Origin of the sequence: Janthinobacterium sp. LPB2021202312-11-4, assembly GCF_037049705.1 — a bacterium.
Lineage (GTDB): Bacteria > Pseudomonadota > Gammaproteobacteria > Pseudomonadales > Pseudomonadaceae > Aquipseudomonas.
Genome location: NZ_JBAGKV010000012.1, coordinates 81,848 through 95,193 on the forward strand (window position 1 = coordinate 81,848; position 13,346 = coordinate 95,193).

General features: G+C 60.3%; 13 protein-coding genes. 9 read left to right on the top strand and 4 right to left on the bottom strand.

From position 1 onward, the window contains the following. Nucleotides 1-38: 38 nt before the first annotated feature. Nucleotides 39-1,253: an HDOD domain-containing protein gene (locus tag V5E99_RS14845; RefSeq protein ID WP_499803102.1), complete on the top strand. Its 1,215-nt coding sequence runs from the start codon at nt 39-41 to the stop codon at nt 1,251-1,253. Nucleotides 1,254-1,298: 45 nt separating this feature from the next. On the opposite strand, the gene V5E99_RS14850 is transcribed toward V5E99_RS14845, so the two are convergent. Both V5E99_RS14850 and desA read right to left on the bottom strand, forming a co-directional pair. Continuing rightward, nucleotides 1,299-2,288: a GGDEF domain-containing protein gene (locus V5E99_RS14850; RefSeq protein WP_499803103.1), complete on the bottom strand. Its 990-nt coding sequence runs from the start codon at nt 2,286-2,288 to the stop codon at nt 1,299-1,301. 226 nt (nt 2,289-2,514) lie between these two features. Then, complete coding sequence (desA, locus tag V5E99_RS14855; protein ID WP_499803104.1) at nt 2,515-3,699, bottom strand: delta-9 fatty acid desaturase DesA; 1,185 nt, start codon at nt 3,697-3,699, stop codon at nt 2,515-2,517. 147 nt (nt 3,700-3,846) lie between these two features. On the opposite strand from desA, the gene dibA reads away from it, so the two are divergent. The 6 genes from dibA to V5E99_RS14885 all read left to right on the top strand — a co-directional run bounded on the left by dibA (nt 3,847) and on the right by V5E99_RS14885 (nt 10,248). Beyond that, nucleotides 3,847-5,766 (top strand): phosphodiesterase DibA, encoded by a 1,920-nt coding sequence (dibA, locus tag V5E99_RS14860; RefSeq protein ID WP_499803105.1) that lies wholly within the window; start codon nt 3,847-3,849, stop codon nt 5,764-5,766. 257 nt (nt 5,767-6,023) lie between these two features. Next, the gene (oscA, locus tag V5E99_RS14865; protein ID WP_499803106.1) at nt 6,024-6,206 is read left to right on the top strand and encodes a sulfur starvation response protein OscA; all 183 of its coding nucleotides are present in this window, start codon (nt 6,024-6,026) and stop codon (nt 6,204-6,206) included. Between the two features lie 154 nt (nt 6,207-6,360). Continuing rightward, nucleotides 6,361-7,374: a sulfate ABC transporter substrate-binding protein gene (locus V5E99_RS14870; protein ID WP_213941852.1), complete on the top strand. Its 1,014-nt coding sequence runs from the start codon at nt 6,361-6,363 to the stop codon at nt 7,372-7,374. Nucleotides 7,375-7,550: 176 nt separating this feature from the next. Continuing rightward, nucleotides 7,551-8,369, top strand: a complete 819-nt coding sequence (cysT, locus tag V5E99_RS14875; protein WP_499803107.1) for a sulfate ABC transporter permease subunit CysT — start codon at nt 7,551-7,553, stop codon at nt 8,367-8,369. Between the two features lie 13 nt (nt 8,370-8,382). Beyond that, a complete protein-coding gene (gene cysW, locus V5E99_RS14880; protein ID WP_054050211.1) occupies nt 8,383-9,255 on the top strand; it encodes a sulfate ABC transporter permease subunit CysW in 873 nt (290 codons plus the stop codon). A gap of 3 nt (nt 9,256-9,258) precedes the next feature. Then, nucleotides 9,259-10,248: a sulfate/molybdate ABC transporter ATP-binding protein gene (locus V5E99_RS14885; RefSeq protein ID WP_213941851.1), complete on the top strand. Its 990-nt coding sequence runs from the start codon at nt 9,259-9,261 to the stop codon at nt 10,246-10,248. A gap of 114 nt (nt 10,249-10,362) precedes the next feature. On the opposite strand, the gene V5E99_RS14890 is transcribed toward V5E99_RS14885, so the two are convergent. Further along, a complete protein-coding gene (locus V5E99_RS14890; protein ID WP_499803108.1) occupies nt 10,363-10,887 on the bottom strand; it encodes an Mpo1 family 2-hydroxy fatty acid dioxygenase in 525 nt (174 codons plus the stop codon). A gap of 84 nt (nt 10,888-10,971) precedes the next feature. On the opposite strand from V5E99_RS14890, the gene V5E99_RS14895 reads away from it, so the two are divergent. Then, entirely contained in the window at nt 10,972-11,658 is a 687-nt protein-coding gene (locus V5E99_RS14895) for a Crp/Fnr family transcriptional regulator (RefSeq protein ID WP_499803109.1), read from the top strand. A 153-nt stretch (nt 11,659-11,811) separates the two neighbouring features. Further along, a complete protein-coding gene (locus V5E99_RS14900; RefSeq protein ID WP_499803110.1) occupies nt 11,812-12,177 on the top strand; it encodes a response regulator in 366 nt (121 codons plus the stop codon). A gap of 128 nt (nt 12,178-12,305) precedes the next feature. Here V5E99_RS14900 and V5E99_RS14905 read toward each other — a convergent pair whose 3' ends face one another. Then, nucleotides 12,306-13,310: an AraC family transcriptional regulator gene (locus V5E99_RS14905; protein WP_499803111.1), complete on the bottom strand. Its 1,005-nt coding sequence runs from the start codon at nt 13,308-13,310 to the stop codon at nt 12,306-12,308. Nucleotides 13,311-13,346 lie beyond the last annotated feature (36 nt).

Below are 13,346 nucleotides of genomic sequence, written 5' to 3' on the forward strand. Positions count from 1 at the left end.
ATTGACTAAGGTTCAAGCATTGCCGTTGGAGTGTGCGAATGACCGCTGTGGTTTTACCTGCCGTACCGCGTGTGCTGATTGCCGAGGCCGATCCTTGGTCCCGGGACTTGCTCAAGCAGGTTTTATTGAATGTGCGCTGCGACGCACGGCTGGACCTGTGCGCCGATGGCCAGCAAGCCATGGAGCTGCTGTCGCAGGTGCCTTACGACCTGGTGATCGTCGATTGGGAATTGCCCGGCGTCGATGGCCTGAACGTGTTGCGCAGCGTGCGTCAGCGCAAACGCAATCCGCCGTTGCCGTTCATTTTGATGAGCAGCCGCAACGACAGCGCCAGCGTGCGCGAAGCCTTGCCCTTGGCGCCCACGGCGTACCTGACCAAACCCCTGGACATGGACAACCTGACTCACCGTTTGCAGGAGTTGCTGCTCAATGCTGGTGAAGAAGTGTCGTGTGAAGTGCCGTCGCTGGCGCCGGGCATGACCTTGTCGGTGTTTCTGGAGCGTCGACGCGAGCAGACGGATGGCGCGCCGCTGATGACCGATGTGCAGGTGGCGGTCCAGCGCAGCCTGAATCCCAACGGCCTCGACCTGACGCGGCTGGAAAGTGAAATCCGCAACGATCCGCAAATCACCGCCGTGCTGATCGCCGCCGCCAACAGTGCGGCGCAGCACCATGGCGCGGCGGTGCAAACCCTGTCCCAGGCGCTGCATCGCCTCGGCACCGCACAAAGCATGAACCTGATTCTGGGGCTGGCGCTCAAGCGCTGTGCGCGGCTCAGTGATCCGCAACTGGCGGACTACGCCGAACGCTATTGGGACCTGTCACTGCGCACCGCCGAATATGGCCGGACCTTGGCGCGCCTGCTGGATCTGGACCAGGAGCGCTGCTATTGCGCGGGGATGCTGCATCGCCTTGGCGATCTGGCCTTGCTGCGTTGCTTGCAGGAATGGAAGCAGGCCGGCGGTGAGCTGGACGAGTGGGAGGAGGTCGGCGAAGCGCTGGCCGGGTTCGGCGCGGGATATGGGTCGGCGCTGCGCACGCGCTGGCGCCTGCCGCTGGAGCTGCGTGAGCTGATTGCGGCGGTCTATCAGCTCGGTGGTGGGGTTTACTCGCGCGAAGCGCTGGTGATGAACATGGCCGCGCAACTGGCGCGCCTGACCGAGCATGAGGGCATTGAGGCATTGGCCAAGAGCCGGACGGCGCGGTTGCTCAAGATCGGGTTGCCGGAGTTGATGCGGTTGCGCAAAAAATAATTTCACCAGATCTTTCCCACGCAGAGTGGGGGAACGATCACGAACTCAAGCGGAGATGATGCGGTTTTTGCCCTGGCGCTTGGCCTCGTACATGGCCGCGTCAGCCCGGGCGAACAGGCTGTCGAGGGTTTCGTCCTCGGCCGTCATGCTGGTCAGGCCCTGGCTGACGGTGATCCCGAACGTTTGCTCGTCATGGCTGAAGCTCAACCGCTGGATCTCTCGCTGCAACCGCTCGGCCACTTGCATGGCCATGTCCGGCGCACAACCCGGGAATACCGCAGCGAACTCTTCGCCGCCAATTCGCCCGAACAAATCCCCCCGGCGTAACGCCGCACGACCGCTTTCGGCGATGTGTTGCAGCACCGTGTCGCCGGCCGGGTGGCCGTAGGTGTCGTTGACCTTCTTGAAGTCATCGATGTCCAGCAGCAGGAATGCCAGCGGCGAGCCTTGCAGGCGTGCCTGTTCGAACTCGCGATGGGCGCATTCGAAGAAGTGCCGGCGGTTGCTGCTTTGGGTCAACACGTCGGTGGTCGCCAGGCGTTGCAGCTCGGTTTCCATTTGCTTCTTGTCGGTGATGTCCTCGGCGATGCCGACGATGATCACCGGTTGCCCCGGTTCGGCCTGACGGTTGATGAAACATTTGTCGCTGAGCCAGCGCACTTGGCCGTCGGCCGCGATGATGCGGTATTCGCGATCTTCCACGGCACCTTTGACCAATACATCGGCCAGGCTGCGCTCGGCGTAGTCCAGATCGTCGGGGTAAATGCTGTCGCGCCACTGGTTGTAGTCGGCCAGCAGCAGGCCGGCGGAGCGGCCGAAAATCCGTTCATAGGCGGGGCTGACGTAAAGCACCTGGCGGGTTTCCCAGTTGAATGCCCAGAGCACCGCGTTGACGCTCACCAGCAGCGAGCTGAACAGTTGCTCGCGTTCGCTCAGGCGTGCGACCTCACCTTGGGCATGCATCAGCGCCATCAGGGTTTGCGCGGCCTCGGGCCACTGCGGGTGGGAGGGGTTTTGCAGGTTCTTATCGACCATCGACACAATTCTCAAAGGGCGTGCGCCGCTTAAGGTTCGAAAGCGGCCACTGCGTGGGCCCCTTATCGATTATTTCTTGTGCCACAGCAGGCGCTGTCACGCTTAGGTGGGAAATAATTGATAACAGGTCTCGGCCCGCCTGGATGGCGAAGTGTCTTTGAGATAGGGGATTTGGAGCTTAGTTCCGGAGGGTGCGCCCGCGAGCGGGGCGCACCGATCAACGGCGTCAGACGGCGGCTGGGCGCAGGGAGTAGGTTTTCAACTGGTCAGCGAAGTCGCGCAGGGATTGAATCCCGCTGGCCTCGGCTTCGTGTACCCAATCCTTGATTGCCGCAAGCATATCGTGACCATTTGAGCTGGTCTTGACCCAGATCTGCTGCAAGGCCAGGCGTTTCTCGTAAATTACCTTCAGCGCCTGGCTGTGCTCGAGCATGTTCTGGATGCGGATATGGTGTTTGTCGTCCAGCAGACTGGTTTCCCGCGATAGCAAACGCTTGGCGCGGTGGAACTGGTGACGGACCGAATGATCGACCTTTTCCAGCTCCTGTTTGACCAGCGGCGCAATGACCAGCTTGCGGTACTGGGCCATGATCTGGAAGCGGTTATTGAGGATGGCCATGGCGGTGTCCATGTCCAGATTGCCTTTGCCTTCGACCCGGTGGGCGATCGGCGCAACACGCTGGACCTTGGCCAGACGGAAGAAACTGAAGACTTGGATCCAGGCCCAACCGAGGTCGAACTCCCACTTCTTCACCGACAGTTTTGCCGAATTAGGATAGGTGTGATGGTTGTTATGCAGTTCTTCGCCGCCGATCAGGATGCCCCAGGGCACCAGATTGGTCGCCGCATCGCGGCATTCGAAGTTGCGGTAGCCGATGGCGTGGCCCAGGCCATTGACCACGCCGGCGGCCCAGACCGGTATCCACATCATCTGGATGGCCCAGATGGTGATGCCGATGGTGCCGAACAGCAGCAGGTCGATAACGCCCATGATCGCCACGCCCAGCAGCGGGAAACGGCTGTAGAGGTTGCGTTCGATCCAGTCTTCGGGGCAGTTCTTGCCATAGATGCGCAGGGTCTCCGGGTTCTCCGCTTCGGCGCGGTACAACTCGGCGCCCTTGCGCAAAACGGTAGAAAGGCCCTTTATGACCGGGCTGTGCGGGTCATCGACGGTTTCGCACTTGGCGTGATGCTTGCGGTGGATGGCGGTCCACTCGCGGGTGTTCTGCGCCGTGGTCAGCCACAGCCAGAAGCGGAAGAAATGTTTCAGGCCGGCATGGAGCTCCAGTGAGCGATGGGCTGAATAACGATGCAGATAGACTGTGACGCCAACAATGGTCACATGGGTCATCAGCAGGGTGACTGCCACCAGTGACCAGGGCGACAAGCCGAGAAAACCTTCGTACCACATAGGCTATAGGGCCCTCGATAAATAAAAAAACAGCCGTTGCATTATCACTAAGCCCACAGATAAAACCAGTCGCGCTTTCAGATAAGAGTGGCTTGATGTTTCTTTAACCTATAATTCCAACCCTTTTGTAGGGACATGGACGGCCGAATGTCTGCAACCTATCGCGATGCTTTGCGTGCAGCGCTGCTCTACCTGGTGATTTCAGTCATCTGGCTGCAGTTGAGTGGTTATTTATTGAACAGTTTCTTCGATAGCTCCACCGAGCTGTTGCGATGGCAACTGATCAACGGTTACGCCTGGGTCTTGCTCAGTGCCGGGTTGATCTTCCTCGCCCGGGCTAAATTGTTCCGTTGCCTGGGGATCGGTGCGAAATTGCGCGAGCGTGTTGAAGACCGCGAGCGTCTGCGCCAGGCCGCCGCCGTGTTCGACTGCACCCACGAAGGCGTGTTGGTCACCGACAGCAAAGGCCTGATCGTCCATGTGAACCGCGCTTTCATGGAAATTACCGGATACCAGAGTGAAGAAGTGCTGGGCCAGCAGCCGAGCATGTTCAAGTCCGGCCACCATCTGCCGGAGTTCTATCAGACGATGTTCGCCGCGCTCGGCAGCACGGGCGAGTGGAGCGGGGAGATCTGGAACCGTCGTAAAAGCGGCGAGATTTACCCTCAATGGCAGACTATCCGCATCATTCATGACGATCTGGGGCGGCTCAGTCATTACGTGGCGGTGTTTTCCGATATCAGTGCGATCAAGAACTCCGAACATGAACTTTCTCACCTCGCCCACCATGACCCGCTGACCGACTTGCCCAACCGGCTGCTGTTCACCGATCGCATCGAGCAGGCGCTGGCCTCGGCGCAGTTGCACAAGCGTGGCAGCGCGTTGCTGATGATCGATCTGGATCACTTCAAGATGATCAACGACAGCCTCGGGCACAACATCGGTGATCAGTTGCTCAAAGCGGTGGCCGCGCGGTTTAAAGGCCTGTTTGTTCCAGGCATCACCCTGGCGCGTCTGGGCGGCGATGAATTCGCGGTACTGGCCGAAAACTGTCCGCAACTGGTGCAGGCGGCGGCGCTGGCGCAGCGGATTATCGATGGCCTCAAGGAGCCGTTCGAGATCGACGGGCATCAATTGTTCGTTAACGCCAGCATCGGCATCAGCCTGTTTCCCAGCGACGCCTTGAGCGCCGAGCAACTGCTGCGCAATGCCGACTCGGCGCTGTTCAAGGCCAAGAGTGCCGGCCGTGATGGTTATGCGCTGTATACCGAAGAGTTGACCGCCCATGCCCAGCAGCGGGTCGAGATTGCTTTCGAGCTGCGTCGTGCCCTGGAACTGCATGAGCTGCGGGTTTACTACCAGCCGGTCCATGACCTCAAAACCAGTCGTCTGATTGGTGTCGAGGCGTTGGTGCGCTGGCAGCATCCGCAACGGGGGTTGATATCGCCGGCAGAATTTATCCCGGTGGCCGAGCGCACCGGGTTGATTTCCGAGATCGATGCCTGGGTCATGCAACAGGCCTGTCAGCAGATGTGCCAATGGCAACAGGCCGGCGTGGTGCTGTCGTTTGTCGCGGTGAATGTGTCTTCGCGTTTGTTTGCCCGTCGCGAGTTGTATCAGCAGGTGGCGCAAGTACTGCACGAAACCGGGCTGGACCCGGCGTATCTGGAACTGGAGGTCACCGAAAGCGCGGTGATGGACGATCCGGAAGTGGCGCTGGAGCAAATGCATCGCTTGCGTGAACTGGGCGTGCGGCTGGCCATCGACGATTTCGGCACTGGCTATTCATCGCTGCTGCGCCTCAAGCGTTTGCCGGTGCAGAAGCTCAAGATCGATCAAGGTTTTGTTGCCGGGTTGCCATGGGATGAGGACGACGCCGCGATTGTGCGAGTGATCATCGCGCTGGCCAACAGCATGGGGATGCAGGTACACGCCGAGGGCATCGAGCAAGTGGAACAGGCGGCGTTCCTGCTCGAACACGATTGCAATCTGGGCCAGGGCTATTGGTTTGGCCGGCCAGTGCCGGCGGAGCTGCTGGATTGGGCTCGGACGCCAGTAATTTGCTAACCGCTGAAAAGATCGCAGCCTTCGGCAGCTCCTACAGGGTTATGCGCCCGGCGTAGGAGCTGCCGCAGGCTGCGATCTTTTGATCTTAAAACCGCGAACCACCCCCGCAACCCCTTGTCCCGTCAAATAATACCTTCTGGTTATATAAACATTCTTAAATAGTCTTTTTAAGAATATCCCCGGCTATCTATTATCGCTCTCACGCCGCAAGCAGTGCCGCCACTGCCAGGCAACCTCTCAGTCGAAGGAGCAGCACCATGAGCGCATCCCTACGTAGCGTTGACGGCCAGGGCGAAGCAACCATTTTGCGTGAAATCCAGAGCGCCCTGCGCGACCTGCGTTTCGGCGCAGTGGAAATCACCGTGCACAACGCTCAGGTGGTCCAGATCGAACGCAAAGAGAAATTCCGCTTGCAGAGCCCGGCTAACAAGTCGAGCTGAAATCAAAAGAAAGAAAGATCAAAAGATCGCAGCCTTCGGCAACTCCTACGTGCCTGTGGGCGCTGCCGAAGGTTGCGATCTTTTCTAACCGGCAACCGCGATTCCAGAAATCCATAAGAAAAGCCAACACCCCCGAATTCCAGGAGCTTTCACCATGTCGTCGATTCGTCATTTCGCTTTGGCCGCGCTGGCCAGCGCCCTTTTTGCAGGCTCCGCGGTTGCCAAGGATTACGAGCTGCTCAACGTGTCTTACGACCCGACCCGTGAGCTGTATCAGGACTACAACGCTGAATTCATCAACTTCTGGAAGAAAGACCACGCGGGCGACAACGTGAAAATCCAGCAGTCCCACGGTGGTTCGGGCAAGCAGGGCCGGGCGGTGATCGACGGTCTGCGCGCCGACGTGGTGACCCTGGCCCTGGCCGGTGACATCGACGAAATCGCCAAACTCGGCAAGACCCTGCCGGCCGACTGGCAAACACGCCTGCCGGATGCGAGCACGCCATACACCTCGACCATCGTGTTCCTGGTGCGCAAGGGCAACCCTAAAGGCATCAAGGACTGGGGCGACCTGGTCAAGAACGACGTGTCGGTCATCACCCCGAACCCGAAAACCTCCGGTGGCGCTCGCTGGAACTTTCTCGCAGCGTGGGCCTACGGCCTGAAAGCCAACGGCGGCGACGAAGCCAAGGCCAAAGACTACATTCAAACCCTGTTCAAGCACGTACCGGTGCTGGATACCGGCGCTCGCGGTTCGACCATCACCTTCGTCAACAACGGTCAGGGCGACGTGTTGCTGGCCTGGGAAAACGAAGCGTTCCTGGCGCTGAAAGAAGACGGCGGTGCGGACAAGTTCGAAATCGTCGTGCCTTCGCTGTCGATCCTCGCCGAGCCGCCCGTGGCCGTGGTCGACAAGAACGCCGAGAAAAAGGGCAACGAGCAAATCGCCGAAGCCTACCTCAAGCACCTGTACAGCCCGGCCGGTCAGGAAATCGCGGCGAAAAACTTCTATCGTCCACGTGACAAGGACGTAGCGGCCAAATACGCCAAGCAGTTCCCGAAACTGGATCTGGTGACCATCGACAAAGACTTCGGCGGCTGGAAAACTGCCCAACCGAAATTCTTCAATGACGGTGGCGTGTTCGACCAGATCTACCAGGCGCAGTAACCTGCCGTAAGCCACACAACGAGCCTTAAGCTTGGGCGCGGAACAGGTGGGAGCGGGCTTGCTCGCGAAAGCGGAATGTCAGTCAATATTTTGATCGGCTGACACTCCCTCTTCGCGAGCAGGCCCGCTCCCACATGGATGCGTTGAGCTGATTGATTTTTCAACCAAGGACTTCTATGTCGCGTCGTATCTCCCCCGTCATACCCGGCTTCGGGCTGACGCTGGGCTACACCTTGGTGTACCTCAGCCTGATTGTGCTCATTCCACTGGCGGCGATGTTCATCCATGCCTCCCAACTCACCTGGGATCAGTTCTACGCCATCGTCACCGCGCCTCGGGTGCTGGCGGCGTTGAAGCTGAGCTTTGGCACCGCGCTGTATGCCGCGATCATCAACGGCCTCATCGGCACGTTGCTGGCCTGGGTACTGGTGCGCTACACATTCCCGGGGCGCAAGATCATCGACGCGATGATCGATTTGCCGTTCGCGTTGCCCACCGCCGTGGCCGGTATCGCGCTGACTGCGCTGTACACGCCGACCGGTCTGGTCGGGCAGTTCGCCGCGGACCTGGGTTTCAAAATCGCCTACACCCCGCTCGGCATCACCCTGGCGCTGACCTTCGTCACGTTGCCGTTCGTGGTGCGCACGGTGCAGCCGGTATTGGCCGACATCCCCCGTGAAGTGGAAGAAGCCGCCGCGTGCCTCGGCGCCAAGCCCTTGCAAGTGTTCCGCTACATCCTGGTGCCCGCGCTGTTGCCGGCCTGGCTGACCGGTTTTGCCCTGGCATTTGCCCGTGGCGTCGGTGAGTACGGCTCGGTGATTTTCATCGCCGGCAACATGCCGATGAAAACCGAGATCCTGCCGCTGCTGATCATGGTCAAACTCGACCAATACGATTACACCGGTGCAACCTCCATTGGCGTGTTGATGCTGGTGGTTTCCTTCGTCCTGTTGCTGCTGATCAACTTGCTGCAGCGGCGCATCGAAACCCCATAAGGAGGCGCGAACCATGTCCCAATCGTCTATTGCAGCCGCCTCTTCGGCCAACGCTGCCCGCCGTGGCAGTGCGACCTCGCGGCGCATCCTGATCGGCCTGTGCTGGCTGGTCTTCACTCTGTTTTTACTGTTGCCGCTGTTTATCGTGGTGTCCCAAGGCCTGAAAAACGGCCTGGGCGCGTTCTTCACCGCGATATTTGAACCGGACGCCTTGTCGGCGCTGAAACTCACGGTGATTGCCGTGCTGATTTCGGTGCCGCTGAACGTGGTGTTCGGCGTCAGCGCGGCGTGGTGCGTGAGCAAGTACTCGTTCCGTGGCAAGAGCATGCTGGTGACGCTGATCGACCTGCCGTTCTCGGTCTCGCCGGTGATCGCCGGCCTGGTTTACGTGCTGATGTTCGGCGCCCAGGGCCTGTTCGGGCCGTGGTTGCAGGATCACGACATCCAGATCGTCTTCGCCTTGCCGGGCATCGTGCTGGCGACGATTTTCGTCACCGTGCCGTTCGTGGCCCGGGAGCTGATCCCGTTGATGCAGGAACAAGGCACCCAGGAAGAAGAAGCCGCGCGCCTGCTCGGCGCCAATGGCTGGCAGATGTTCTGGCACGTCACCGTGCCCAATATCAAATGGGGCCTGATCTACGGCGTGGTGCTGTGTACCGCGCGGGCGATGGGTGAATTCGGTGCGGTGTCGGTGGTGTCCGGGCACATTCGCGGGGTGACCAACACCTTGCCGCTGCACGTCGAGATCCTCTACAACGAATACAACCACGTGGCCGCGTTCGCTGTGGCGAGCCTGTTGCTGATCATGGCGCTCTTCATCCTGCTGCTGAAGCAGTGGAGCGAAAACCGTATTAACCGCCTGCGCGCCAGCGCCGCGGAGGAATAATTCATGTCGATCGAAGTGCGTAACGTCAGCAAGAATTTCAACGCGTTCAAGGCCCTGAACGACATCAGCCTGGACATCCAGAGCGGCGAACTCGTGGCGCTGCTCGGCCCGTCGGGTTGCGGCAAGACCACGCTGCTGCGGATCATTGCCGGCCTGGAAACCCCGGACCAGGGCAGCATCGTGTTTCACGGTGAAGACGTTTCCGGCCACGACGTACGGGATCGCAACGTCGGGTTCGTGTTCCAGCACTACGCCTTGTTCCGCCACATGACGGTGTTCGACAACGTCGCGTTCGGCCTGCGCATGAAGCCGAAAAACCAGCGCCCGAGCGAAAGCCAGATCGCGGTGAAAGTCCATGAACTGCTGAACATGGTGCAACTGGATTGGCTGTCGGATCGCTACCCGGAGCAACTGTCCGGCGGCCAGCGCCAGCGGATTGCCCTGGCCCGCGCATTGGCGGTGGAGCCAAAGGTTTTGCTGCTGGACGAACCGTTCGGCGCACTGGACGCCAAGGTCCGTAAAGAACTGCGTCGCTGGTTGGCGCGGCTGCACGAAGACATCAACCTGACTTCCGTGTTCGTGACCCACGACCAGGAAGAAGCGATGGAAGTCGCGGACCGCATCGTGGTGATGAACAAAGGCGTGATCGAGCAGATCGGCTCACCGGGCGACGTCTACGAAAACCCGGCCAGCGATTTCGTTTATCACTTCCTCGGTGATTCGAACCGCTTGCATCTGGGCGACGACAATCACGTGCTGTTCCGTCCACATGAAGTGTCGCTGTCGCGGCATGAGCTGGAGGATCACCACGCGGCGGAAGTGCGGGATATCCGGCCATTGGGCGCCACCACGCGGGTGACGCTGAAGGTAGAAGGGCAGAGCGAATTGATCGAGGCCGAAGTGGTGAAGGATCACGACAGCCTGGTCGGGTTGGCCAAGGGCGAGACGTTGTTCTTCAAGCCGAAGGTCTGGCAGAAAGTCGCCAATATCTAGGATCAAAAGATCGCAGGCTTCGCCAGCTCCTACAGGGTTTTCAGTCGTTCACACATTGATGATCGACGCATTTCACCGTAGGCGCTGCCGCAGGCTGCGATCTTTTAAAGCGGCCTAAGCCGCCGCGTTTTTCGGATTGACCCGCACACCCCCCACCCGCGCCTCAATCTGTTCCTTGAGGTCATGCCGCAACCCCAGCAAAAACGCCAACTCCGCCACCACAAATAACGGCCCGACAATTAACCCGGTCACATCATCGACAAACGCCGGTTTGCGTCCTTCGTAGTGATGGCCGACAAACTGAATCGCCCAGCCGATCACAAACATCGCCAAACCGCTGCTCAGCCACAGCATCGTGCTTTGTTGCGCCAGCACATGCCCCAGCCAGACCGACAGGCCCAACAACAGCGTCATCAGCACCCCGAGGCGCAGTTCCAGGCGCAGGTAAAACCACGCCGACGCCAACGCCAGCAGCACCGCCGGAGACAGCCAGACCCCGGCCAGCGGCCATTCCGGCCGCGACAGCAACACCGAGACCGCCACCACGATCAAGGGAATGCCGATAAAGTGGCTGGCGATGTTGCGCGGGTCACGGTGATACGCGGCGTATTGACTGAGATGGTCAACGAGGCTTTTCATTGTTATTCCTCCTGTAGGGTGACTGATCATGCCCCGGGTTCGGCGCGCTCTCTGTCAGCCAGGCGACATTCTCTAGGAGACTTCATGGATATGCAGGTCTGGCGTCCACGCCTGATGAGTGGGCAGTGGTTCAGTCATTTACCCGTTCCCTTTCAGGATAGTCTGCTGGCAGCGGCCCGGGTGCGGCGGTTGTCGACGGGGCAGCGGCTGTTCAAGCGCGGCGATCCACCGTGCGGTATGTACGCCGTGCTTGAAGGCTCGATACGCATCGGCGCGGTGAGTGAGCAGGGCAAGGAGGCGCTGCTGAGCCTGGTCGAACCGCCCCACTGGTTCGGCGAAATCTGCCTGTTCGATGGCCAGCCACGCACCCACGATGCCTACAGCGTGGGCCAGTGCGTGCTGCTGCACATTCCGCAAACCGTGTTGCTGAAGCTGCTCGATGAACAGCCGCTGTATTGGCGGCAACTGGCGCTGCTGATGAGCCACAAACTGCGCCTGACTTTCATCAACCTTGAACAACTGAGCCTGATGCCCGCCCCGGCGCGCCTGGCCCACCGCTTGCTGATGATCGCCAAGGGCTACGGCGAGATCGACCCGCCGCGCCGGGTGCTGCAACTGCCCCAGGAACAACTGGCGTCGATGCTCTCGCTGTCACGCCAGACCACCAACCAGATGCTCAAGGAATTGCAGGCCCAGGGGATTATTGGCCTGGGCTATGGCGAGATCGAGATTCTGGATGCCGAGCGGCTGCGCGCGTTGGCGGTGGTTTAAAGCAAAAGATCGCAGCCTTCGGCAGCTCCTACAGGTGTTCGCCATCCAATGCAGAAGCTGCCGATGGTTGCGATCTTTTAAAATCTGGCGGTAATTGGTGGGCTTTGCGCCCGAACACGCCTAGCCTGTACCCCTGAATAATCGAGGTGTGCCATGCGTGTCCTGTTAGTGGAAGACGAACCCGAAACCGCCAAGCTCCTCGCCAATGGCCTGAACGAAGCGAGCTATTCGGTGGATGTGGCGCTCAACGGCATGGACGGCCGGCGCTTTATCGAGTCCGGCGAATACGAACTGATCATCCTCGACGTCATGCTGCCGGGCCTCAACGGTTGGCAATTGCAACAACAAATCCGCAAACTCGGCGAAACCCCGGTGCTGTTCCTCACCACCAGGGACGGCATCGAAGATCGCCTGCGCGGGTTGGAACTGCATGAGGATGACTACCTGCTCAAACCGTTTACCGTGAGTGAGTTGGTGGCGCGGGTGCGCAAGTTGTTGCGGCGGGATCGGGGGCGCTGAGAGCGTTTCGCGTTGTTTGAATAATCGCTTCGCGGGCGAGCCTCGCTCCTACAGGGACCGCGCACGACCCGTAGGAGCGAGGCTTGCCCGCGAAGGGGCCAGACCCGGCAACCCACCTCCCAGCTCCGTCAGCGCAACCCGTCCCGAAACTGCCCCGGCGTCATCCCCGTCCAGCGTTTGAACGCGCGGCTGAAACTGCTCGTATCCGCAAACCCCAACAAATAGCTGATCTCACTCAACGAACACAGCGGATCGCGCAGGTGCAGCAGCGCCAGGTTCTCGCGGCTTTCGTTGAGCAGCGTGTCGAACCGACATCCCTCGTCCGCCAGGTGCCGTTGCAGGCTGCGCAAGCTCAGGTGCAGGGTCTTGGCGATGTGTTCGGCGCTGGGCTCGCCTTCGGGTAGTTGCTCTTCAATGGCGTCGCGGACCTTGCGTTCCCAGGTCAGCGGTTTGAGTTGCGCCAGAGTGCGCTTGAGCACGGTTTCATTGTGTTCGGCCAGTTCCGGGTTGGCGTCGTCCAGGTGGCTTTCGAAGTCGATGAGGGCGAATTCCAGTCGGTCTTCGTCGGCAGCAAAATGCACCGGAGCGCGGAACACCTTGTGCCATTGGTGTGGGTCCGCCGGTTCCGGGCGACGCAGGTACACCGCCAGTGGCGCGTATTCGCGGCCCAGGCGATTGCGGCAGGTGCGCACGTAAATCGCCGCAAACGCATCGATGGCTTCGAAGGCCGGGGCCGGGTTGCCGGGCGGGACTTTGAGGCAGAAACGGTAGCGATCTTCGCTGCGGGTCAGTTCCAGTTCCAGCGCATCGCTGACCACCTGGTGATACCGCACGATGCGCTCAAACACTTCCCGCAGACTGCCGCTGGCCACCAGCGCATAACCCAGCGCGTGGAACGTGGTCGGGCTGACGAAACGCGACACCCGCAAGCCAATCGCCGGGTCGCCGCTGACCTGCACGGCGATTTCCCACAGGCGCGTGGTGCCGGACAACGGGTAACGGGCGTTCGGGTCGTCCATCAACTGCGGGTCGAGCCCCGCCTGTTGGCACAGGGCGGTGCTGTCGAGGCCCAACGCATCGAGTTGCTTGCGCAGGGCGCGGGTCCAGCTGGCGAGGGAGGTCGGTTCAGTCATGCTGATTGGCGCTTCCGGTCAACAGGTTGGCGTTCA

What these genes read in the sequence shown, in the direction of transcription:
- desA (WP_499803104.1), bottom strand. Translation starts at nt 3,699, where the DNA reads ATGTGGTACGAAGGTTTTCTCGGCTTGTCGCCCTGGTCACTGGTGGCA.
- V5E99_RS14900 (WP_499803110.1), top strand. Translation starts at nt 11,812, where the DNA reads ATGCGTGTCCTGTTAGTGGAAGACGAACCCGAAACCGCCAAGCTCCTC.
- oscA (WP_499803106.1), top strand. Translation starts at nt 6,024, where the DNA reads ATGAGCGCATCCCTACGTAGCGTTGACGGCCAGGGCGAAGCAACCATT.
- V5E99_RS14845 (WP_499803102.1), top strand. Translation starts at nt 39, where the DNA reads ATGACCGCTGTGGTTTTACCTGCCGTACCGCGTGTGCTGATTGCCGAG.
- V5E99_RS14905 (WP_499803111.1), bottom strand. Translation starts at nt 13,310, where the DNA reads ATGACTGAACCGACCTCCCTCGCCAGCTGGACCCGCGCCCTGCGCAAG.
- V5E99_RS14850 (WP_499803103.1), bottom strand. Translation starts at nt 2,288, where the DNA reads ATGGTCGATAAGAACCTGCAAAACCCCTCCCACCCGCAGTGGCCCGAG.
- cysT (WP_499803107.1), top strand. Translation starts at nt 7,551, where the DNA reads ATGTCGCGTCGTATCTCCCCCGTCATACCCGGCTTCGGGCTGACGCTG.
- V5E99_RS14895 (WP_499803109.1), top strand. Translation starts at nt 10,972, where the DNA reads ATGGATATGCAGGTCTGGCGTCCACGCCTGATGAGTGGGCAGTGGTTC.
- V5E99_RS14885 (WP_213941851.1), top strand. Translation starts at nt 9,259, where the DNA reads ATGTCGATCGAAGTGCGTAACGTCAGCAAGAATTTCAACGCGTTCAAG.
- V5E99_RS14890 (WP_499803108.1), bottom strand. Translation starts at nt 10,887, where the DNA reads ATGAAAAGCCTCGTTGACCATCTCAGTCAATACGCCGCGTATCACCGT.
- cysW (WP_054050211.1), top strand. Translation starts at nt 8,383, where the DNA reads ATGTCCCAATCGTCTATTGCAGCCGCCTCTTCGGCCAACGCTGCCCGC.
- dibA (WP_499803105.1), top strand. Translation starts at nt 3,847, where the DNA reads ATGTCTGCAACCTATCGCGATGCTTTGCGTGCAGCGCTGCTCTACCTG.
- V5E99_RS14870 (WP_213941852.1), top strand. Translation starts at nt 6,361, where the DNA reads ATGTCGTCGATTCGTCATTTCGCTTTGGCCGCGCTGGCCAGCGCCCTT.